The sequence below is a fragment of the Cellulosimicrobium sp. E-16 genome (assembly GCF_049913115.1).
Taxonomy (GTDB): domain Bacteria; phylum Actinomycetota; class Actinomycetes; order Actinomycetales; family Cellulomonadaceae; genus Cellulosimicrobium.
In genome coordinates this window covers 557212-578199 of sequence record NZ_CP183974.1, presented here as the reverse complement: position 1 = coordinate 578199, position 20988 = coordinate 557212, and the positions used below count along the sequence as shown (strand labels likewise).

Here is a 20988-nt window from a genome sequence, read left to right as displayed (position 1 = left end):
TCCCGGGCGCGGCGGGGTCGTTCGTCAGGCCGGCGGCGGGTCGAGCGGGACGTCGTCCCTGGGCGGCGCCCCGTCGGCGCGCCCGCCCGGTCGCGCCGCGGTCATGGCGATCGCTCCGGACACGAGGACGAGTCCGACGAGCTCCGGCACCGTGGGCACCTGGCGCAGCACGACGGCCCCGACGACGGCGGCCGTCGCCGGGAGCAGGGCGAGCAGCACCGAGAACGTCGCCGCGCTGACCCGGCGCAGGATGACCTGCTCGAGCGCGTACGGGACGACGGACGAGAAGAGGGCGATCCCGACGATCGCGACCACGTGCCGCCAGTCGCCGAGCACGGGGACCGCCCCGGACGCGAGGAACGGCGCGAACACGAGGGCTCCCACGGTCATCGCGACCGCGAGCGACGTCACGCCCGACCCGGAGACGGCGACCCGCCGCCCCAGCAGGATGTACGCCGCCCAGCACGCGGCCGCGACGCCGATCGCGGTGAGCCCCAGCACGGCGTCCGCGCGCGGGAGGTCGGACTCGATCGTCACGCCGGCGAGCAGCAGGACGCCCGCCGCCGCGACCGCGATCGCGCCCCGTTCGCGCCACCCGCTGCCGGTGACGGCGGCGACCGCCACGGGGCCGAGGAACTCGATCGCGACCGCCGTCCCGAGCGGCAGGTGGTCGATCGCGACGTAGAACGCGAGGTTCATCGCGGCGAGGGCGACGCCGAAGACGGCGACCCACACGAGGTCGTGCCGGGACCACCGGTGCCGCCACGGCCGACGCCACGCGAGCAGCAGCACCGCGGACGCCGCGATGCGCAGCCACCCGATCTCGATCGCGCCGGCCACGGCGAACAGCCCGACGGCGATCGCCGCGCCCAGGTACTGCGTCAGCCCCGAGACGACGAACAACGCCGGGACCGGGACCCGGTCGAGGGCGGCGGCGGGGCGACGGGTCACCCGACGACTCTAGGCGCCCTCATGCGCCGGTCGAGCATGCGGCAGCGGCCCGTCCGACGCGCGGGACGGGCCGGCGCCGCATGCTCGGCGTGGCGGGCGTCAGCCCTTGACCGACCCGGCGAGGAGCCCGCGCACGAAGTACCGCTGGAGCGCGAGGAACACGACGACGGGGACGACCATCGAGATGAACGCACCCGCCGGGAGCAGGTGCCAGCTCGCGCCGCGCGAGCCCGAGAGCTCGGCGAGCCGCACCGTGATGGGCGCAGTGTCCTGACCGGAAGCGAACGTCAGGGCGACGAGCAGGTCGTTCCAGACCCAGAGGAACTGGAAGATCCCGAACGCCGCGATCGCGGGCACGAGCAGCGGCATGAGCACCTGGAAGAAGATCTTCACGTGCCCGGCGCCGTCGACGCGCGCCGCCTCGACCAGCTCGCGCGGGATGTCCTTCATGAAGTTGTGCAGCAGGAAGATCGCCAGCGGCAGCGCGAAGATCGAGTGCGACAGCCACACCGGCCAGAACGACCCGTCGATCCCCCAGTCGACGTACTGCGTGAGCAGCGGGACGAGCGTGACCTGGATGGGCACGATCTGGAGCGCGAACACCGCGACGAACAGCAGGTTGCGACCCTTGAAGTCCACCCAGGCGAACGCGTACGCCGCCAGCGACGCGAGCGTGATGGGGATGATCACCGCGGGCAGCGTGATGACCAGGGAGTTGATGAAGTAGGTCGCGAAGCTCGTCGACCCGCCGAACAGCGCGTCGGTGTAGTTGTCGATCGTGAACTCGGGGTTGGCGAACGCCTCCCACCAGCCCGACCGCCGGATCTCGCGCGGCGGGCGGAACGAGGTGACGAGGAGCCCGAACGTCGGGATGGTCCACAGGACCGCGAGGACGATCGCGATGATCGACGCCGGTCGCGACGAGACCCTGCGACGCACCTTCCCCGCGCGCTCGTCGAGGCCCGCGACGATGCCCTTGCCGGTGCCCTCCTCGGCGGTCTCGTCGACGAGCGGGGCGTCCGGGACGGAGGCGGACAGTGGGGTGCTCATCGGATCTCCTCCGCCTGCTTCAGCTGCCGCACGTTGTACACGATGATCGGGATGACCAGGACGAACAGGATGACCGCGAGCGCGGCTCCGAGCCCCTGCTCTCCCTGCCGCAGCGCCTGCGTGTAGAACTCGTTCGCGACGACCGACGTCTCGAAGCGACCACCGGTCATGGTCCGGACGATGTCGAAGACCTTGAGCGTGCCGATCGCGATCGTCGTGAGGACGACCACGAGCGCGGGGCGGATGCTCGGCACCGTGATGTAGCGGAACATCCGCATGCCGCCGACGCCGTCCAGGCGGGCTGCCTCGACGATGTCGTCCGGGATGGCGCGGATCGCGGCCGCGAGGATCGTCATCGCGAACCCGGCCTGGATCCAGATCATGACGAGGATGAGGAAGAACGTGTTGGCCGGTGCGCTGAGCAGGAACTGCTGCGGCTCGAGCCCGAGCCAGACGAGGACCTGGTTGAACAGGCCGATCTGCGGCTGGCTCGCCGGCTTGTACTCGTACATGAACTTCCAGATGATGCCCGCGCCGACCATCGAGATCGCCATGGGCAGGAAGATCAGGGTCTTGGCGAACTTCTCGAACCGCGACCGGTCGACGACCACCGCGTAGACGAGCCCGAGGAACGTCGACACGAGCGGCACGACGATGACCCAGATCGCGGTGTTGCGCAGGACGATCTGGAACTCGTCGCGCGTGAACGCGGTGACGTAGTTGTCGAGCCCGACGAACGCGGAGCCCGTGCGGTTGTAGAACGAGTCCCGGATCGTGCGCAGGCCCGGGTAGAGCAGGCCGAAGGCGAGCATGACGACCGCGGGCCCGGCGAACGCGAGCGCGACGACCCAGCCCGGCACGCGCCGCGGCCGGTCGACGAGGAAGAGGATCAGGCCCATGACGACGACGAAGAGCAGGATCGCGACGAGCATCACCGCGAGCTTGCCCCCCGTCCCGGCGGGTTCGAGCAACCAGTCCATGTGAGAGCTCCTGAGGTGGCCGGCGGCGGCCGGGCGACGACGTGGTGTTTCAGCGGGGACGGCCCGGGGACGGGTCGTCCGGGGATCGGCCCCCCGGACGACCCGCCCCCGGGGTCGACGCGTGGACCCGGGGCCCGGCTCGCGGCTCGTGCCGCGCGGTCGGGCCCCGGGTCACCCGCGGGTCAGGACGTCGGCCAGGACGCCTCGATGGCGTCGAGGACGGCCTCGTCGGACTTGTCGCTCGCGATCCACTCCGTCATCTCGGTCCAGAACGAACCGGCGCCGACGGCGGCGGGCATCATGTCCGAGCCGTCGAAGCGGAACGTGTAGCTCTCGTCCGTGAGCAGCTCGTACGCCTGCTGGTCCATGGGCGACTGCAGCAGCTCGGGGTCGAGGCCGTTGTTCGCGCTGATCCAGCCCTGCGGGGTCACGCTCGCCTTGGCGTTGGACCACTCGGGGCTCGACAGGTACGCGTGGAAGGCCTGGACCTCGGGACGGTCGGTGAAGGCCGCGACGAACTCGCCACCACCGAGCAGCGGCTTGTCCTCCGCGGTCTCGCCCGGGAGGTAGAAGGCCCAGACGTCACCGTCGGGGGCGACCACCAGGTCGGGGTCGAGGGTCGTCCAGTTGGCCTGGTAGAACGTCGCCTGGCGGTGCATGTAGCACAGGCCGTCGATGATCGGGTAGCCACCCTCGGTGAACTCGGTCGTCGCGATGGTGCTCACGTCGCCGAGGCCGCCGTTGACGAACTCCTCGTTCTTCAGCACGTCGCCCACTGTGGCGAGCGCCGTGGCGATCTGCGGGTCGTTGAACGGGATCTCGTGGTTGACCCACTGGTCGTAGACCTCGGGTCCGGCCGTGCGCAGGACGACGTCCTCCATCCAGTCGGTGGCCGGCCAGCCGGTCGCCTCACCGGACGCGATGCCCGCGCACCACGGCTTGATGTCGCCGCCGGGGTTGTCCGCGACGATCTGGTCGGAGAGGTCCATGAGCTCGTCCCACGTGGTGGGGACCTCGTAGCCCGCGTCCTCGAACATGGAGGGCGAGTACCAGACGAACGACTTGACGTTCGCGCCGAGCGGGGTCGCGTACAGCGTCCCGTCGACGGTGCCGTACTCCTTCCACGACTCGGTGTAGTACTGGTCGACGTTCGCCGCGGCGTCCTCGCCCACCGGCTGGATCGCGTCGGGGAAGTCCGCCACGATCCGGCGCAGGAGGCCGGGCTGCGGCAGGTACGCGATGTCCGGCGCGCTGCCGGACTGGATGCGGACGGGGAGCTGGGCCTCGAACTCCTTGGAGCCCTCGTACTCGATCGTGGCGCCCGTGCACTCCTCGAACGGCTCGTACGACGCCTGCTGCTGCTCCGCCTCGGTGTCGACGATCGTCGCGTACACCGACACGGTCTTGCCGGACAGGTCGCCGTACTGCTCGAAGTCGGCGCAGTCCACCTCGGCGCTCGGCGACTCGTCGTCGCCCCCGCCGCCGCCACCGCCGCTGCACGCCGCGAGCACGAGCGCGAGGCTCGCGCCGCCGGCGGCGACCACCAGCGTGCGGCGACGCGCCGCGCTGGTCCTCGTGGTCCTGGTCATGTCAGCCTCCACCTCGTCGTGGGTACGGACGTCGTCACCCCGGTCCGGTGAGGACCGGGCGCATCGCGACGTCGCGAGCGCGGGTGCGCTCTCGCCCTAGGACCATGCAAGCGGTTGCATCCCAGGGCCGCAAGCACAGGAGAGGCGAGTTTGCGTAACGATTCCGTCACGTGCGCCGGGTGCGCGCTCTCTCGGCCCCCCTCGCCTGGCCGCGCTCCCACGGACCGGCCCCTTGCGGGCGGCGGGCTCGCCGCCGTGTTCTAGTTGTACTGACCGGAGACGTTGGTCGAATGAGTGCGACGCGTTGATCTGATCTGGTAGCGCACGAGGGCCTCCCGCGGTGGAGTGGAACTGCCTAGGTATCCGCTCCGCTCACAGGAGGCCCTCGTGTCCCACGCTAATGCCGCTCTGACCCCGCGCGCCCGGCTCACGGTCGCCCGGCTGGTGATCGACCAGCACGTCCCGATCGCGGAGGTCGCGGCCCGGTTCCAGTGCTCGTGGCCGACGGTCAAACGGTGGGCCGACCGGTACGCGACCGGCGAGTCCATGGCGGACCGGTCTTCGCGTCCGCGCCGGATGCCGGCCAAGACCGACCGGGCGACGACCAGGCGGATCGTGTCGTTGCGGCTGCGTAAGCGTCTGGGCCCGGTCCAGCTGGCCGCGCTGACCAGGGTCGCGCCCTCGACTGCGCACCGCGTCCTGGTCCGGTGCCGGCTCAACCGGCTCTCGCACGTCGACCGGGCCACCGGTGAGCCGGTGCGCCGCTATGAGCACGACCACCCTGGCGCGATGCTGCACGTGGACGTCAAGAAGCTCGGCAACATCCCCGACGGCGGCGGGTGGCGGTTCGTAGGCCGGCCGCAGGGCAGACGCCACCGGGCCGCAACGCCCGGCAAGCCCAGGAATGCCTACAGCCATCCGAAGATGGGGCACGCGTTCGTGCACACCGTGATCGACGACCACTCCCGGGTCGCCTATGCCGAGGTCCACGACGACGAGACCGCCGTCACTGCGACCGACGTCCTGCGCCGGGCCGTGACCTGGTTCGCCGCACGCGGCATCACCACCCAACGAGTCTTGTCGGACAACGGCTCGCCCTACCGCTCACACCTGTGGCGCGAGACCTGCGCCGAACTCGAGATCACGCACACCCGGACCCGCCCCTACCGGCCCCAGACGAACGGCAAGATCGAACGCTTCCACCGCACCCTCGCCGACGGCTGGGGCTACGCCCGCGCTACACCTCAGAGACCGAACGACGCGCTGCCCTGGCAGCATGGATCCACGAGTACAACCACCACCGCCCCCACACCGCCTGCGGGAACAAGCCACCGATCACTCGATTGACCAACCTGTCCGGTCAGTACATCTAGCGGCGGACGCGAGGAGGTGCGGTCGAACCGCGCCGCACCAGCTCGGTCGGGTAGGTGATGCTCTCCGGCACCGGTGCGCCGTTGATCATCTCGAGCAGGAGGAGCGCGGCGTCGAACCCCTGCTGGTACGCGTCCTGGGCGATCGTCGTCAGGCCGACGAGCTCCCCGAGGTCGTGCCCGTCCACCCCGACCACCGACAGGTCCTCCGGGACCCGCAGCCCCAGGTCGCGCGCCGCGAGGATCGCCCCCATCGCCATCTCGTCCGACGCCGCGAACACCGCCGTCACGTCCGGGCGGCGGCGTAGGAGCTCCGCCGTCGACTCGCGCCCGCCCGCGACGTCGAAGTCGCCGTTCACCTCGAGGTCGGGCTCGACGGCGACGCCGGCGCCCTCCAGCGCGCGCACGTAGCCCCGCGCGCGCTCGACGGGCGGGGACCACGACGACACGAGGTCGGGCACGCCGGTCACGTGGCCGATAACCCGGTGCCCCAGGTCGAGCAGGTGGCGGGTGGCGGCCCGGCCCGTCGCGACGTCGTCGAGGCGCACCGTCACCTGGTCGGCCGGCCCGGACCCGACGAACGCGAGCGGCCGGGCGAGCCCGACGAGCGAGCGCACCTCGTCGTCGTCCAGCGGCAGGCCCACGACGAGCGTGCCGTCCACGCGATGGCGCAGGACGCTCGGGTCGACCCGGCGGCGGGAGGACGTCCGGCGCACGTCGAACGTGTAGAGCAGGACGTCGTAGCCGAGGTCGCGCAGGGCGCGCTCGGCGCCCTCGATGACGTTCGCGAAGAACCAGCGGTTGACCCACGGGGTCAGCACGCCGATCGTGCGGGTACGGCCCGTGGCCAGCGACGACGCCGACGGTGTGGGCACGTAGCCGAGGCGCGCCGCCTCCGCGAGCACGCGCAGGCGCGTCGCCTCCGACACGTTCGGCAGGCCGCGCAGGGCGCGCGAGACGGTCGCCGTGGACACCCCGGCGGCCTGGGCGACGTCGTCGATACCTGCCACGACGGGTGATGCTGCCACGCCGGGACACCGGCTGGCGAGGCGCCGTGCCGCATCGTGAGCAGATCGATGCAAGCGCTTGCGCCACGACCGCGCGGCTGCCGCCGCGCTCGCCCCGCCGCACCGCGGCGCGGTGGACCGATATCGTGGGGAGGCCCGTCCCGCGGCACCGCTCGGCACCGCTCGAGCCGGCCGCGCCGCCGTCGGGCACCCCATCTGCGAACCGGAAGGACCACGATGATCGAGCTGAGGACCCCGCGGGAGATCGACCAGATGCGACCCGCGGGGCGGTTCGTCGCCGACGTCCTCACCACGGTGCGCGCCGCCACCAAGGTCGGGACGAACCTGCTCGAGCTCGACGAGGTCGCGCACAAGATGATCCGCGACCGCGGGGCCGAGTCGTGCTACATCGACTACCACCCGTCGTTCGGCGCGAGCCCGTTCGGCAAGGTGATCTGCACGTCCGTCAACGACGCCGTGCTGCACGGCCTCCCCCACGACTACGCGCTGCGCGACGGCGACCTGCTGAGCATCGACTTCGCCGCGTCCGTCGACGGGTGGGTCGCGGACTCGGCGCTGTCGTTCGTCGTCGGGACGCCGCGCGCGGGCGCGCTCGGCGAGGCGGACGCGAAGCTCATCCAGACGACCGAGCGCGCGCTCGAGGCCGGGATCGCGGCCGCACAGCCGGGCAAGAAGGTCGGCGACATCTCGGCCGCCATCGCCGACGTCGCGCACGCCGCGGGCTACTCGGTGAACACCGACTTCGGCGGGCACGGCGTGGGCCGCACGATGCACGGCGAGCCCCACATCCCCAACGACGGCCGCCGCAAGCGCGGGTTCCCGCTCAAGCCGGGCCTCGTCATCGCGATCGAGCCCTGGTTCCTCGAGACCACGGACGAGATCTACACCGACCCCGACGGCTGGACCCTGCGCTCGGCCGACGGGTCCCGCGGTGCCCACAGCGAGCACACCGTCGCGATCACGCCCGACGGCCCGGTCGTCCTCACCGCGCGCGAGCCGCGCGACTGAGCTTCCCTCACGTCAAGCACGCTTGACAGTGTGCGTCGGCGATGGTTGGCTCGACGTGTCAAGCACACTTTACGCATGAGGAGAGACCCGTTGAGCGACGCACCCGTCCCGGCCGACGACGGCCGGCTGCAAGACCGCGAGCACGTGCTCGGCGACCGCACCGCTCCCTGGTGGGCCTGGGCGGGGGCCGTGCTGGTCGCGCTCGCCGTCGCGGCGTCGGTCGGCGTCGCCGCCGGCCTGTTCCGGCGCGAGGACTTCTGGCTCGTCGCGGCCGTCTTCACGGTGTGCGTCCTGCCGCCCGCCACCGCGCTCGGCTGGTTCCTCGTCGTCCGGCCGCGCACGAGCGCGCCCGAGCCGCACGCCGAGGAGAACGTCGAGCGGCGGTGGACCGAGCGGGCGGCGGCCGGCGCGTTCTGGGACGTGCTGGTCGTCGCCGGGCTCACGCTCACCGCGGTCAGTCTCACCGGGCTGGAGCTGAGCTCCTCCTTCGTCCTCGCGGTGGTCGTGCTGGTCGCGATGGTCGACTTCTTCGTCCGGCACGCCGTCGTCTCCCGGCGCGAGTCGTAGGACGCCCGTGGACAACGACATGGCGGCCCGCCGCGCCGTGCTCGGCTGGTCGCAGGCCGAGCTCGCCAGCCGTCTCGGGGTGTCGCGGCAGACCGTGATCTCGATCGAGCGCGGCCGCTTCGACCCGTCGCTGCCGCTCGCGTTCCGCATCGCCGAGGTGTTCGGCTGCCGCATCGAGGACGTCTTCCGCCCCTGAGCCCGGAGGGCCACGCAGCCTCGCGCCCTGCGGTCCTCCCTCGCGGTCAGGGCAGGAGGCGGCGCAGGAGGTGGGCGGCGCCGTCGTCCTCGATCGAGCCGGTGACCTCGTCGGCGGCGGCCTGCACGACGGCGTCCGCGTGGCCCATCGCGACGCCGTGCGCCGCCCAGCGGAGCATCTCGACGTCGTTGCGCCCGTCGCCGACCGCGACCGTGCGGTGGGGCTGGACGTGCAGCGCGCGCCGCACGAGCTCGAGCCCGGTCGCCTTGGTGACGCCCAGCGGCGCGATGTCCATCCACGCCGTCCAGCCGACGGCGTAGGTCACGTCGTCCAGGCCGAGGCGCTCGACGAGCTCGTGGAACTGCTCGCTCGTGGACCCCGGCGAGCGGACGATCACGCGCGTGACCTCGCCCGACCACAGCTCGTCGAACTCGACGACGCGGTGCACGCCGTCGAGCTCGCCGTCGGGGAAGAGCTCGTTCATGCGGAACCCGACGCCGACGTCCTCGACGGCGTACCGGGCCTCGGGCAGGTGCTCGCGCAGGAGCCGCAGGGCCGGGCCCGGGTCGAACGTCACGACGTCCTCGAGCGCGTACCCGTCCGGCTCCTCCGGGTCGAGCCGCGCGGTCACCGCGCCGTTCGACGCGACGACCCAGCCGCGGTCGATCCCCAGGATCTCCGCGACGGGCGTCATCGCGAGGAGCGAGCGCCCGGACGCGAGCACCACGTGGTGGCCCGCCGCGCGCAGGTCGGCGACGGCGTCGCGCACGTCGTCCGACAGCTCCTGGTCGTACGACATGAGCGTGCCGTCGATGTCGAGCGCGACGAGCATCGGCCCGGATGCGTCCTCCGGGGACAGGAGACCCGTCACGCCACCACCGGCTCGAGGACCTCGAGGCCCCCGAGGTACGGGCGCAGGCCCTCCGGCACGCGGACCGAGCCGTCGGCCTGCTGGTGGTTCTCGAGGATCGCGACGATCCAGCGCGTCGTGCCGAGCGTGCCGTTGAGCGTCGCGACGGTGCGCGTCTCGTTCTTGCCGTCGACCTCGACGCGCTCGCGCACGTTGAGGCGACGCGCCTGGAACGTCGTGCAGTTCGACGTCGAGGTCAGCTCGAGGTAGCGCTGCTGCGTGGGCAGCCACGCCTCGCAGTCGAACTTGCGCGCGGCGCTCGACCCGAGGTCGCCCGCCGCGGTGTCGATGACGCGGTACGGCAGGTCGACGAGGCGCAGCATCTGCTCCTCCCAGCCGAGCAGGCGCTGGTGCTCCGCCTCGGCATCGGCGGGGTCGCAGTAGGAGAACATCTCGACCTTGTGGAACTGGTGCACGCGGATGATGCCGCGCACGTCCTTGCCGTGCGAGCCGGCCTCGCGGCGGTAGCACGCGCTCCACCCGGCGTAGCGCAGCGGCCCGGCCGAGAGGTCGACGATCTCGTTCGCGTGGTAGCCCGCGAGCGCGACCTCGCTCGTCCCGACGAGGTAGAGGTCGTCCTTCTCGAGGCGGTAGATCTCGTCCGCGTGGGCGCCGAGGAACCCGGTGCCCTGCATGACCTCGGGGCGCACGAGCGTCGGCGTGATGACGGGCGTGAACCCGGCCGCGATCGCGGTGTCCATGGCCGCGTTGAGCAGCGCGAGCTCGAGGCGCGCGCCCACGCCCGTGAGGTAGTAGAACCGCGCGCCCGACACCTTCGCGCCGCGCTCGGTGTCGATCGCGCGCAGGCCCTCGCCCAGGTCGAGGTGGTCGCGGGGAGTGAAGCCCTCCGCCGCGAAGTCGCGGATCGTCCCCTCCTCGCGCAGCACGACGTAGTCGTCCTCGCCGCCGGCGGGCGCGCCCGCGACGACGTTCGAGATGCGGTACAGCAGCCCGCGCAGCTCCTCCGCCGCGGCGTCCGCGTCGGCCTGGCGTGCCTTGACGTCGGCCGCGAGCTGCTTGGTGCGCGCGAGCAGCTCCTGCTTCTCCTCCCCCTGCGCCTGGGCGACCTGCTTGCCGAGGGACTTCTGCTCGGCACGCAGGCTCTCGAACTCGCTCAGCGCGGCACGGTGGCGGGCGTCGGCGTCGAGGGCGGCGTCCACCAGCGCGGGGTCGTCACCACGGGTGACCTGGCTGGCACGGACGATGTCGGGGTTGTCGCGCAGGAGGCGGAGGTCGATCACGCCAGCAGCCTAACGAACCCGGCCACCGCCCGAGCCCTCACAGCCCGACGGACTCGAGGACCTCGTGGTACTCGTCCACGATCTCCTCCTCGTCCTTGCCCTCCTGGTCCCACAGCGCCTCGATGCGCGCCTTGACCGCCGGAGCCAGGGCCTCCCACCGCGCGTCCGCGGACTCGGCGGCGTCGGTCCAGTACCCGACGGTCTTGTACGCGGTGGCGGGCAGCCCGAGCTCGTGGCGCAGGTACTTCCGTACCGCACGCAGCACCCTGGTCTCGCCCGCGAACCACACGTACCCGACGCCGTCGGGCAGGGTCACGCCGCGCAGGACCTCCTCGAGCCGCGACGGGCCGTGGCCGTTGCCGCCGTGCAGCCACGCCACCTCGACGTGCGGCCCGACGGCGAGCGGCTGCTCGTCGTCGGGACCGGTCACCTCGAGCACGGCACGGGTCCGCACGCCCGCCGGCGCCTGCTCGAGCAGGCGCGCCGCGGCCGGCAGGCCCGTCGCGTCGGCGAGCAGGAGCTGCCACGCCAGCCCGGCCGGCGGGTCGTAGAGCCCGGTCGGCGAGTTGAGGCCGACGACGTCTCCGGGCCGCGCGCGCAGCGCCCAGGCTGCCGCGACCCCGCCGTCGTGCACGACGAAGTCGACGACGACGACGCCGGGCTCGGGCACGTCGCGCACGGTGTACGTGCGCAGGGGCAGCGGCTCGACGCCGTCGGCGTACTCGAACCAGGACTCCGTCGCGACGGGCAGGACCGGGTCCGGCTCGCCGTCGCGCGGGAACATGACCCGCAGGTACTCGTCCCCCACGCCGGTCGTCTCGAAGCCTGCCACGCCGGGACCGGCGAACGTCACCCGGACCATGCCGGGCGTGAGGCGCTCGACGTCGCGTACGACGGCCCGGTGCACGCGCATCGTCACTGTCGACCGGCTCACGGGAGCAGCGCCTTCTCGACGACCTCGAGGAACGCGTACTGGCCGCTGGGCGACCCGTAGTTCATCTCCATGTCGTACCGCACGACGTTCCCCGAGCTCACGGCGGGCAGCGCGCTCCACAGCGCGTTTCCCTCGATCTCGGCGAAGGGGTCCGGGATCGCGCCGTCCGCGCCGGGCGCGTCCGACGCGAACATCACGTCGACGTCGCTCAGCGCCTCCAGCTGCTCGAGCGAGTACACGGTGCCGTCCCACGAGTCCGCGTACTCCGGGATCTCGAGCCCGAGGTCCTTGAAGACCAGGCACGGCATGCCGTAGCAGCTCGCCGTCACGCTGCCGTCCCAGTAGCCCACGGGCGCGACGACCGGGTGCACGTCCGCGGCGTCGAGCGCCGCGCGCACCTCGGCCACCTTCGCCTCGTACTTCTCGACCCAGGCGTCGTGCTCGTCCTCGCGGTCGAACGCGACCGCGATCTCGGCGAAGCGGTCGCGCCAGTCGCCGCCGTCGAACCCGTCGTAGCTGTACGTCGGCGCGATCTCGGGGAGCTTCGCGACGAGGTCCGCGTCGTAGCCGAGGCCGTTGAGGATGACGTCCGGCGCGGCGTTGAGCATCTCCTCGTAGTTGTACTCGGGGAAGTTCTCGAAGGTCTCGAGGCCGGCGAGCGCCTCCTGGTCGAAGAACGACGGGAACGCGGTGTACCCCTCGTCGCGGATCGGCTGCTTGCCCGCGAGCGGGACGCCGAGTGTGACGAGCATGTCGATGTCGGTCGTGTAGACGCCGAGCGCCGCCTGCGGGTCGGCAGGCAGCTCGACCTCGCCGAACGCGGTGTCGACCGTCCGGGTGCCCCCGGAGGCGGAGGTGTCCGCCGTGCCGGCCGACGCGGCCGGTTCCGACGTGGCGCAGCCGGCGAGCAGCGCGACGACTGCCGCCGGGGCGAGGAGGGACACGGTGAGCGAGGCCGGGCGGGGGCGCGGGGCGCGAGGGCGCGCGGTCATGGGGCTCCTTCGTCGGGGTGTGCGACCGACGCCGTGCGCCCGGTCGTGGTCGTCGCCCGTGCCGAGCTCGGGCGTCGGCCCGACCTCGCACGTGGTGAGGTTTGCCTAGCCTAACCACGAGACCGAGCCACGGGATGCCCCGCCGTGTCGTGAACCGGACGGATCGTGTCGGGTTCCAGACAGACGTCCAAGTCTGCCGCCGCCTCAGGACGCACGGCCCGCGGGCACCCTGCCCGCGTACGCGCCCGGCGTCGTCCCGACCGTGGCGCGGAACGACTGGACGAACGCGCTCGCGGACGCGTAGCCCACGTGCCGCGCGACCGCGCCCACGGGCATCCCCGACGCGAGCAGACCGACCGCGGCCCGCATGCGGACGGTCGTCCGCCACTGCGCGAAGGTCGTCCCCGTCTCCTCACGGAACCGCCGCGACGCGGTCCGGGCGCTCATCCCCGCGCCCTCGGCCCACTCGTCGAGGGTGCGGCGGTCGTCCGGGCGGGCGATCACCGCGCGAGCGACGGCGCGCAGCGCGGGGTCGGCGGGGAGCGGCAGGCCCGCCGCCGGCCCCGTCGCGGGCCCCGCCGTCGAGCTCGCCGGGCCGGGCTCCGCGGGCGCGACCAGGTCGCGGACCGTGCCCTCGACACGGCGGCGCACGTCCGCCCGCAGGTCGGTGTCCGAGAGGAGCGCGAGGAGCTCGGCCACCGCCGGCACCACCGTGACGACGACGGTCCGGGCGCCCACCCCTTCCGGAGGGTCGCCGCCGAGGAACGTGCACGCGAACGGGACACCGTCCCCCGCCGTCACCTCGTGCGCGCAGCCCGCCGGGATCCACAGCCCGTGGCCCGGGGGGACGACGAACCAGCCGTCGTCGGTCTCCGCCTCCAGCGGTCCGCGCGCGTCCCACAGGAGCTCGTGGGCGTCGTGCACGTGCCGCGGCCAGCGGCGTGGTCCCCGCGGCCCGAACCTGTTGGTCCCCACGGTCCCGTCCGCACCGAAGGTGACCCGCTGCAGCTGCACCGCGTCCCTCCTCGCTCCCGATGCCCGCGGACGCTGCGCCGGATGCCGCGCTCTGCCCTGCCGCCACTAGCGTAGGGGCCATGTCCTGGACGCTCTGGCTCGCGATCGCGGCGCTCGCCGTCGCGGTCGTGGCACTCGTCGTCGCGCTGGGCCTGCGCGCGCAGCAGACCCGGCAGCGCCGCGCGCACGGTGACGACGCGCCGCGCGTCGAGGAGCCTCCGGTCGAGGACGACCCGCGCGAGCTCGTCGCGTTCGTCGCCAACCCGTCGAAGCCCGACGTCGTAGGCCTGGAGGCGCTCGTGCGCGCCGCCTTCGCGGACGCCGCGCTGCCCGACCCGCTGTGGTTCGAGACGACGGTCGAGGACCCGGGCGTCGGGCAGACCCGCGCGGCGCTCGCGCAGGGCGCGGACGTGGTCGTCGCCGTGGGCGGGGACGGCACGGTCCGCGCGGTCGCCGAGGGCATGGTCGGCAGCGGCCGCACCATGGGCCTGGTCCCGGTGGGCACCGGCAACCTCCTCGCGCGCAACCTCGACCTCCCGGTGGGCGACGCGCGTGCCGCGCTGGCCGTCGTGATCGCCGGGTCCGACCGGCCGGTCGACGTGGGGTGGGTCACGGTCCTGCGCTACGCCGAGGGCCCCGACGACGCCGGTCCCGACCCGGCCCGGGACGCCGGCACGGAGCACATCTTCCTCGTCATCGCGGGCCTCGGGTTCGACGCCGCGATGGTCGCGGACACCGACGACGAGCTCAAGGCGAAGGTGGGCTGGGTCGCCTACTTCGTCGCGGGCATCCGGCACCTGCACGGGCGCCGCATGCGCGCACGCATCCAGCTCGACGACACGCCGCCCGTCGACGCGCGGCTGCGCTCGCTCCTCATCGGCAACTGCGGTCGCCTCCCGGGGGGCCTCACGCTCCTGCCCGACGCGGTGATCGACGACGGGATCCTGGACATCGCCGCGATCGACACGCGCGGCGGGGTCGTGGGCTGGGCGCAGCTCTTCGGGGAGGTCGTCATGCAGGGCCTCGGCGTGCGCAACGACCTGCCCGCCAAGATCGGTCGCATCGACCACGCTCGTGCCCGGCGCGTCCGCGTGCGTGTCGAGGGCGGGGAGCAGGCGCAGGTCGACGGCGACGTGCTCGGCCTCGCGGTCGAGATCGAGGCGCGCGTCGACCCCGGCGCCCTGGTGGTGCGTACCGCCTGAACCCGGCGCGCACGCCGTCAGCGCGACGTCGTCTCGGCGTCGATCGCCGATCGCATGACCGCGCGCGGGGGGATCGCCACGGTCCCGCCCACCCGGGTCAGCCCGGCCAGCCCGACGCCGACCATGAGCAGCCTGGCTGCGGCGTCGCGGTGGCCGGGGCCACCCAGGACGTCCGCGAGGACGGCGACCAGGTGGTCGAGCGTCTCCACGTAGGCCTGAGCGACCTCGGGCCGCAGCTGCGCGTGCGCGCCGGCCTCTGCCCAGAGCGCCAGAGCCCGGCCGTCGCCGGTCGGACCGACGAGGTCCTCGAAGAAGAGCTCGAGCCCGGCGCGCGACCCCAGACCGCGGGCCGCGACTTGGAAGGAGGCGATCTCCTCGCCGGCGTAGCGCCGCCACGCCTGCGCGACGAGCTCGTCCGTCGACGCGAAGTGATGGTGGATCTGGCCGGGGGAGCCACCGAGCTCGTCGGCCACGACGCGCGCGGTGACGGCGCCGAGACCGGCACGGCGCACGACGGCCGCCCCTGCGACGACGATCGTGTGCCGACGCTCCGCGCGCGGCAGGTAGGCCATCGTCATCTCCTCGTCCGCGCCGTGCGGGTGCCTTCGGTCAGGCCGTGCAGAAACGCGAGCGTACGCGTCCGGAGCCCTGCACGGCGAGCCCGGACCACCTCCTCCGCGGATGGGTCGAGCGGGCCGCGGACGGGGGTGGCCAGCACGTTCCGGCAACAGTCCAGATCGGTGCAGACGAGGATGCCCACGGTGCTCAGCCGTCGTCGCTTGTCGGACGACGGCCGGGGGGCGGCGAACAGCGCCACCTCGTTGAAGCGCCTCGTGAAACGGCAGAGGGCACACATGACCGCGCGCCCTGCGGTCTCCGCGTGGCTCGGGCTCTGGCGGAGGACCGCACCCAGCACGCCGCCGTCGACGCCCTCGGCCACGAGGAAGGCACGCTGAGGCGCCCGGGGGTCCCGCCACCCGAGGTAGTCGAGATCGTCCCAGCGCAGGGCGTCGAAGCCCGCGGGCAGCCGGATCCTTCCCTCCGACGGTTCGGTGTTCACGATCGCGGACCGGGCTTCCGCACGGCTCAGCGGGCGCACGGCCGGCTCCATAATTTGTACATGGAACCAATTTGTACACGGATACAAGTTTGACCGTCCAGCGGATACCCGCGCAGCGGGCGTGGAGGGCGCGTGAGCGTCCGGCGCGGACCTGCGACGACGCCGTCCGGACAGCCGGGGCATGCGCGGGGTGCCCCCGTAGGCTGGTCCGGTGACGTTCCCGGCCGCCGCGCTCCCCCCTGCCCGCACGCTCCCCGCCCGGCGATGGCGGCGCGGGGGCACCCGTGCGACGGCGCTCGCTACGGCCGCCGTGCTCACCCTGCTCACCGCCCTCGGGGCCGTCGCCGCGCCCCCCGCGGCCGCGGCGTCGTCGGGCACGACGGCGGGCACGACGGCTGGCACCGCGACCGCCGGCGACGCCGCCGTGCCGACGCACGACCCGCGGCCGGTCGTGCTGGTCGCCGTCGCGGGGCTCTACTGGAGCGACGTCTCGCCCACCGCGACGCCCACGCTGTGGTCGATGATCCGGACGGGGTCGGTCGCGTCGCTCGGCGTCGGGCGGACGACGTGCGCGACGGACGCGTGGCTCACCCTGTCCGCCGGGCAGATGGTCACGTCCTCCCCGCCGGCCGCCGAGGAGCCCGCGGCGACGCCTCCGGCCGACGCCGAGGCGCCCACCACCGGCTGCCCGCCGCTGCCCGCTCCCGCCACGACGGCGTCGGGAGCGACCGCGCCCGAGGCGCAGCCCGCCGACGTCCCCGGGTGGGCGACGCTCACCGCGCCGTCCGAGGAGGAGGCGACCGCCCCGACGACGCACCACGCGCCCGGGACGACCGCGACCCGGCTCGCCGAGACCGGCGTGTGCACGACGGCGGTCGGGCCGGGCGCGGCCGTCATGCTCGCCGACGCGAGCGGGCACGTCGAGCGGTACGCGTCGGCGCTCGCCGCGCTGCCCGAGGGCGGGCTCGGCGCGTGCGACGTCACGGTGGTCGACCAGGGCGAGATCGTCGACTCCTCGTCCGGACGGGGCCAGAGCCTCGACGCGCTCGACGAGGCGCTCTCGCGCGTCATGGACGAGGTCGACCGCGGGACGCGCGTGCTCGTGGCGGGCGTGCCCGCTGGGCCCGTCGGCGAGCCGGGACTCCCGGTCGTCGTCGACTGGCGCAAGGGCGAGCCCACGAGCCGCTGGCTGCACTCCCCGAGCACGCAGAAGGACGGCATCGTCCAGCTCGTCGACCTCACGGCGACCGTCGTCGACGAGGCGGGCGGGAGCACCGAGGGCCTCGACGGCGCCCCGCTGTCGCTGGGCGAGGTCCGGCGCATGGACGTCGCGCGCACGGTCGAGAACCGCCAGTACCTCAACGTCCTCACGAGCACCATCCCCACGCTCTACCCCGTGCTCGTCGGGCTGCTCGTCGCGACGCTCGTCGTCGCGCTGGGCGGGGCGCTGTGGGTGCGGCGCGCGGCCGCGCGCCGTGGGCTGCCGCCGCGCCCCGGCCCCGCCGGCCTGCGCGTCCTGTCCGCCGTCCTCATGGTCGCGGCAGCGGCCCCCGTCGCGGCGTCGCTCGCGAGCCTGTCGCGCTGGTGGGTGTGGAGCGCCCCCGCCCCGGCGCTCACCCTCGCGCTCGCGGTGAGCGCCGTCGCGGTCGCGCTCGTGGCCTGGGTCGTGTCGCGACTCCTCCCCCGCCGCCCGTGGGCGCTGCCGACCGCGCTCGCGGGCGTCACGTGGCTGGTCCTCACGGTCGACGGGGCGACGGGCACAACCCTCCAGCAGGCCTCCCTGCTCGGCACGTCCGCCGTCGCGGGCTTCACGCGCTTCTACGGCTTCAACAACGTGACGTTCGCCGTGTACGCCGTCGCGGGCCTCGTGCTCGCCGGCGGCCTGGCGTCCGCGGCGCTCGCCCGGGGGCGACGTCGGCTCGCGGCCTGGCTCGTCGTCGCGGTCGGGGCGGTGACGGTCGTCATCGACGGCTGGCCCGCGTTCGGCGCCGACTTCGGCGGCATCCTCGCGCTCGTCCCCGCGTTCGCCGTGCTCGCGCTGCTCGTCGGCCGGGTGCGGATCACGTGGCTGCGCGCGCTGGTCGTCGCGGGCCTCACCGTGCTCGTGGTCGCGGTCGTCGCGGTCGTCGACTGGCTGCTGCCCGGCGGCAGCTCGCACCTCGGCGGGTTCGTGCAGACCGTCGTCGACGGGGCCGCGCTCGAGGTGATCGGCCGCAAGGCCGTGGGCGCGTGGCGCACCGTCGCGCAGCCGGCCGGCGCCGCCGCCGCGGTGCTCGTCGTCCTCGTCGCGCTCGCGGCGCTGCGCCCCGCGCGCTTCAGGCTGCCCGAGGTCGCGCGTGCCTACGAGCGGTGGCCGCTGCTGCGCGAGCTCGTGATCGCGCTCGTGGTCGTGGCGGGGGTCGGCTCGGTGCTCAACGACTCGGGCGTCATCATCGGCGTCATGGTCGTGGTCGTCGCGACCGCGATGGTCGTGCCCGGCTTCCTCGCGCGGACCATGCCGCAGCGCCCGGCGGCCGCGCTCCCCGAGCCGGGGATCCGGCACATGCCCACGATGCTCCTCACGGTCGGGGGCGGGCTCCTGCTCGTCGTCCTCCTCGTCTCGACGGTGCTCGCCTCGGGCGGCCTGCGTCCCACGTCCAGCGCGGCCCCCGCGGGCGGCGAGGCGGCCGTGACCCGTGCGGACGCCATCGCCACCGACCGTCCGCTCGTCGTCGTCGGGACCACGGGCGTGACGTGGAGCGACGTCACGGCGTCCACCACACCGACCCTGCACGGCCTGCTCACCGACGGCGCCGGTGCCGGGGGCGTCGCCCAGCCGACGGGTGCGGCGAGCCGCTGCACCGTCGGGGGCTGGCTCGCGCTCTCGGCCGGGCAGCTCGCCGAGGTCGCGACCGAGCGTGCGCCCGACGGCACGTGGGAGTGCCCGACGGCGCAGCCCGTCGCCACCACCGACGGTACCGGCGGGGCGCAGGTCGACGGCTGGGACGGGCTCGTCGCGCTCCAGCAGGGCTCGGGCTACCAGGCGCGGCTGGGCGTGCTCGGCGACGCGCTCACCAGCGACGTCCCGGGCGGCTCGACGAGCGCCGTGTGCGCGACGGCCGTCGGGCCCGGTGCGGCGATCGCCCTCGCGGACTCCCGCGGGGACGTCGCGCGCTACCGGGACCTCGCGAGCGCGACCGTCCCCGGGAGCGACGCGTTCGCCTGCCCGGTGACCCTGGTCGACGCGGGGGACGCGACCACCCCGACGGTCGACCCGGACCTCCCTGCCGAGGAGCGCGCCTCCCTGCGCGTCGACCGGCTCGCCGCCGTGGATGCGACGGTCGGCGCCGTGCTCGACGCGGCACCCACCGGGACGACCGTCCTCGTCGTGGACGTCGCCGGGACGCCCGGCACCCGGCCGGTGCTCGGCGCGACGCTCGTGCGGCCGTCGTTCGACGGACCTGAGCAGGCGCGCTACCTGACGAGCGCGGCCACGCGGACCGACGGCGTCGCGCGCGTCCTCGACGTCCCGGCGACCGTGCTCGACGCCGCGGGCGCCGCGATCCCGGCCCGCATCCAGGACACGCCGCTGGCCTGGGGCTCGCCCCGCCCCCCGGACGCGACCTCGACCGCGGACGCGCTCGCCGACCTCACGACCCGCGACCACGTGCGGCGCGCCGTCTACACCGCGTTCGTCGACGTGCCGCTGTACGCGGGCCTCGTCATCGCCGGGCTGTGCCTCCTGCTCGCGCCGCGGGCCGCGCGCGCGACCGGCGACCGGGCGCGTGCCCGCTGGGCCCGGGCCGCGCACGGGGCGCGCGGGGCCGCGCTCGTCGTGGCCGCCGTGCCGACCGCGGCCTTCCTCGTGTCGCTCACGGGCTGGTGGAGGTTCGGGAACCAGACCCTCGCGATCGTCGTCTCGACCGTGCTCGCGACGGCAGCCGTCGCCGCGCTCGGCGCGCTCGCCCCCCGGCGGCCCGTATGGCTCGGGCCCGGGATCGTCGCCGGGATCACCTTCGCGGTGCTCACGCTCGACGCGCTCGTCGGGACGCCGCTGAACCGCGCCAGCCCGCTCGGCTCCGCCCCGACGTTCGGTGCGCGGTTCTACGGGTTCGGCAACCCGACGTTCTCCGTGTACGCGGTCGCGGCGCTCGTCCTCGCTGCTGCGCTCGCCCAGTGGCTCGTGGCCCGCGGGCGCCGGTACGTCGCCGCGACGGTCGTGGGCGTCATCGGCGTGGTGACGATGGTCGTGGACGTGTGGCCGACCCTCGGGGCCGACCTCGGCGGCGGGCTCGTCGTCGTGCCGGCGTTCGCCGTGCTGGGCCTCGCGGCGTCCGGGGCCCGGGTCACGTGGCGGCGCTTCCTGCTCGTCGCCGCCGCCGGTGTGGGGCTCGTGGCCGCCGTCGGTGTGCTCGACTGGCTGCGCCCGGCCGACGAGCGCTCGCACCTCGGCCGGTTCGTCGGCCAGGTCGTGGACGGCTCGGCCTGGGAGACGCTGCTGCGCAAGGCCGGCTACGCAGCCCGGTCCGTCCTGGGCGGCGTGCCGGTGTGGCTGACGATCCTCGTGCTCGTCGCGGCGGCGCTGGTGCTGTTCTGGCCGCGGCGGTTCACGCCGGGGTGGTTCGCCCGGACCGAGGCCGCGTGGCCGCTCGTGCGCCCGACCGTGCTCGCGCTGTGGATCGTGTGCGTCGCGGGCTCTCTGGTCAACGACTTCGGCGTGCGCATCGCGCTCGTCGCGCTCATCCCGGCGGTGCCGCTGCTCACCGTGGCGGCGCTGCACGCCGTCGGCGACGGCACCACGACCGACGAGGACCCCGACGCCCGGGAGGGCGCCCCGAGCGCCTCGCCGGACGCGGAGGGGACCGCGTCGGCGGGTGCCGCCTCGCGGGTGGAGAGCGCGACGCCCTGAGCCTGGCG

17 protein-coding genes and 1 pseudogene are annotated in these 20988 nt (G+C 74.0%); 6 read left to right on the top strand and 12 right to left on the bottom strand.

Features of this window, described 5'->3' with window-relative positions; genetic code table 11:
* Positions 1-24: 24 nt before the first annotated feature.
* The 4 genes from ACN9MS_RS02590 to ACN9MS_RS02575 form a co-directional block, all read right to left on the bottom strand.
* Positions 25-951: an EamA family transporter gene (locus ACN9MS_RS02590; protein WP_426310593.1), complete on the bottom strand. Its 927-nt coding sequence runs from the start codon at positions 949-951 to the stop codon at positions 25-27.
* Positions 952-1050: 99 nt separating this feature from the next.
* Positions 1051-2001 (bottom strand): carbohydrate ABC transporter permease, encoded by a 951-nt coding sequence (locus ACN9MS_RS02585; protein WP_426310592.1) that lies wholly within the window; start codon positions 1999-2001, stop codon positions 1051-1053.
* The gene (locus ACN9MS_RS02580) at positions 1998-2981 is read right to left on the bottom strand and encodes a carbohydrate ABC transporter permease (RefSeq protein ID WP_253052334.1); all 984 of its coding nucleotides are present in this window, start codon (positions 2979-2981) and stop codon (positions 1998-2000) included. The genes ACN9MS_RS02585 and ACN9MS_RS02580 overlap by 4 nt, the downstream gene beginning before the upstream one ends.
* A gap of 182 nt (positions 2982-3163) precedes the next feature.
* On the bottom strand, positions 3164-4570 hold the full coding sequence (locus tag ACN9MS_RS02575) for an ABC transporter substrate-binding protein (RefSeq protein WP_426310591.1): 1407 nt from the start codon (positions 4568-4570) through the stop codon (positions 3164-3166).
* A gap of 387 nt (positions 4571-4957) precedes the next feature.
* Between ACN9MS_RS02575 and ACN9MS_RS02570 the strand changes: the two are divergent.
* Positions 4958-5943, top strand: a pseudogene (locus tag ACN9MS_RS02570) (IS481 family transposase).
* Here ACN9MS_RS02570 and ACN9MS_RS02565 read toward each other — a convergent pair.
* Complete coding sequence (locus tag ACN9MS_RS02565; protein ID WP_426310590.1) at positions 5940-6950, bottom strand: LacI family DNA-binding transcriptional regulator; 1011 nt, start codon at positions 6948-6950, stop codon at positions 5940-5942. The pseudogene ACN9MS_RS02570 and the gene ACN9MS_RS02565 overlap by 4 nt on opposite strands.
* A gap of 234 nt (positions 6951-7184) precedes the next feature.
* On the opposite strand from ACN9MS_RS02565, the gene map reads away from it, so the two are divergent.
* The 3 genes from map to ACN9MS_RS02550 all read left to right on the top strand — a co-directional run bounded on the left by map (position 7185) and on the right by ACN9MS_RS02550 (position 8739).
* On the top strand, positions 7185-7976 hold the full coding sequence (gene map, locus ACN9MS_RS02560) for a type I methionyl aminopeptidase (RefSeq protein WP_064316124.1): 792 nt from the start codon (positions 7185-7187) through the stop codon (positions 7974-7976).
* Positions 7977-8066: 90 nt separating this feature from the next.
* Entirely contained in the window at positions 8067-8543 is a 477-nt protein-coding gene (locus ACN9MS_RS02555) for a hypothetical protein (RefSeq protein ID WP_426310589.1), read from the top strand.
* A 19-nt stretch (positions 8544-8562) separates the two neighbouring features.
* Positions 8563-8739 carry a helix-turn-helix transcriptional regulator gene (locus tag ACN9MS_RS02550; protein ID WP_426311805.1) on the top strand — a complete coding sequence of 59 codons (177 nt, stop codon included), beginning with the start codon at positions 8563-8565 and terminating at the stop codon, positions 8737-8739.
* A gap of 46 nt (positions 8740-8785) precedes the next feature.
* Here ACN9MS_RS02550 and ACN9MS_RS02545 read toward each other — a convergent pair whose 3' ends face one another.
* The 5 genes from ACN9MS_RS02545 to ACN9MS_RS02525 all read right to left on the bottom strand — a co-directional run bounded on the left by ACN9MS_RS02545 (position 8786) and on the right by ACN9MS_RS02525 (position 13830).
* Positions 8786-9571 carry an HAD family hydrolase gene (locus ACN9MS_RS02545; RefSeq protein WP_426311804.1) on the bottom strand — a complete coding sequence of 262 codons (786 nt, stop codon included), beginning with the start codon at positions 9569-9571 and terminating at the stop codon, positions 8786-8788.
* Positions 9572-9606: 35 nt separating this feature from the next.
* The gene (gene serS, locus ACN9MS_RS02540) at positions 9607-10890 is read right to left on the bottom strand and encodes a serine--tRNA ligase (protein WP_426310588.1); all 1284 of its coding nucleotides are present in this window, start codon (positions 10888-10890) and stop codon (positions 9607-9609) included.
* Between the two features lie 37 nt (positions 10891-10927).
* Positions 10928-11824, bottom strand: a complete 897-nt coding sequence (locus ACN9MS_RS02535; protein WP_426310587.1) for a siderophore-interacting protein — start codon at positions 11822-11824, stop codon at positions 10928-10930.
* On the bottom strand, positions 11821-12816 hold the full coding sequence (locus tag ACN9MS_RS02530) for an ABC transporter substrate-binding protein (protein WP_426310586.1): 996 nt from the start codon (positions 12814-12816) through the stop codon (positions 11821-11823). The genes ACN9MS_RS02535 and ACN9MS_RS02530 overlap by 4 nt, the downstream gene beginning before the upstream one ends.
* 204 nt (positions 12817-13020) lie before the next feature.
* Positions 13021-13830: a helix-turn-helix domain-containing protein gene (locus tag ACN9MS_RS02525; protein ID WP_426310585.1), complete on the bottom strand. Its 810-nt coding sequence runs from the start codon at positions 13828-13830 to the stop codon at positions 13021-13023.
* An 80-nt stretch (positions 13831-13910) separates the two neighbouring features.
* On the opposite strand from ACN9MS_RS02525, the gene ACN9MS_RS02520 reads away from it, so the two are divergent.
* The gene (locus tag ACN9MS_RS02520) at positions 13911-15032 is read left to right on the top strand and encodes a diacylglycerol/lipid kinase family protein (protein WP_426310584.1); all 1122 of its coding nucleotides are present in this window, start codon (positions 13911-13913) and stop codon (positions 15030-15032) included.
* 17 nt (positions 15033-15049) lie between these two features.
* Here ACN9MS_RS02520 and ACN9MS_RS02515 read toward each other — a convergent pair whose 3' ends face one another.
* Positions 15050-15604: a TetR family transcriptional regulator gene (locus ACN9MS_RS02515; RefSeq protein ID WP_426310583.1), complete on the bottom strand. Its 555-nt coding sequence runs from the start codon at positions 15602-15604 to the stop codon at positions 15050-15052.
* A gap of 2 nt (positions 15605-15606) precedes the next feature.
* Positions 15607-16131, bottom strand: coding sequence for an FBP domain-containing protein (locus ACN9MS_RS02510; RefSeq protein WP_426310582.1), 525 nt, complete (start codon positions 16129-16131; stop codon positions 15607-15609).
* Between the two features lie 172 nt (positions 16132-16303).
* Here ACN9MS_RS02510 and ACN9MS_RS02505 point away from each other — a divergent pair, with 172 nt between their 5' ends.
* Positions 16304-20980 carry a hypothetical protein gene (locus tag ACN9MS_RS02505; RefSeq protein WP_426310581.1) on the top strand — a complete coding sequence of 1559 codons (4677 nt, stop codon included), beginning with the start codon at positions 16304-16306 and terminating at the stop codon, positions 20978-20980.
* The last annotated feature ends 8 nt before the right edge of the window (positions 20981-20988 follow it).

Excerpts from the sequence above, each read along its gene's own strand:
- ACN9MS_RS02585 (WP_426310592.1), bottom strand. The coding sequence starts at position 2,001 with ATGAGCACCCCACTGTCCGCCTCCGTCCCGGACGCCCCGCTCGTCGAC.
- ACN9MS_RS02580 (WP_253052334.1), bottom strand. The coding sequence starts at position 2,981 with ATGGACTGGTTGCTCGAACCCGCCGGGACGGGGGGCAAGCTCGCGGTG.
- ACN9MS_RS02575 (WP_426310591.1), bottom strand. The coding sequence starts at position 4,570 with ATGACCAGGACCACGAGGACCAGCGCGGCGCGTCGCCGCACGCTGGTG.
- map (WP_064316124.1), top strand. The coding sequence starts at position 7,185 with ATGATCGAGCTGAGGACCCCGCGGGAGATCGACCAGATGCGACCCGCG.
- ACN9MS_RS02550 (WP_426311805.1), top strand. The coding sequence starts at position 8,563 with ATGGCGGCCCGCCGCGCCGTGCTCGGCTGGTCGCAGGCCGAGCTCGCC.
- ACN9MS_RS02545 (WP_426311804.1), bottom strand. The coding sequence starts at position 9,571 with ATGCTCGTCGCGCTCGACATCGACGGCACGCTCATGTCGTACGACCAG.
- ACN9MS_RS02530 (WP_426310586.1), bottom strand. The coding sequence starts at position 12,816 with ATGACCGCGCGCCCTCGCGCCCCGCGCCCCCGCCCGGCCTCGCTCACC.
- ACN9MS_RS02520 (WP_426310584.1), top strand. The coding sequence starts at position 13,911 with ATGTCCTGGACGCTCTGGCTCGCGATCGCGGCGCTCGCCGTCGCGGTC.
- ACN9MS_RS02515 (WP_426310583.1), bottom strand. The coding sequence starts at position 15,604 with ATGGCCTACCTGCCGCGCGCGGAGCGTCGGCACACGATCGTCGTCGCA.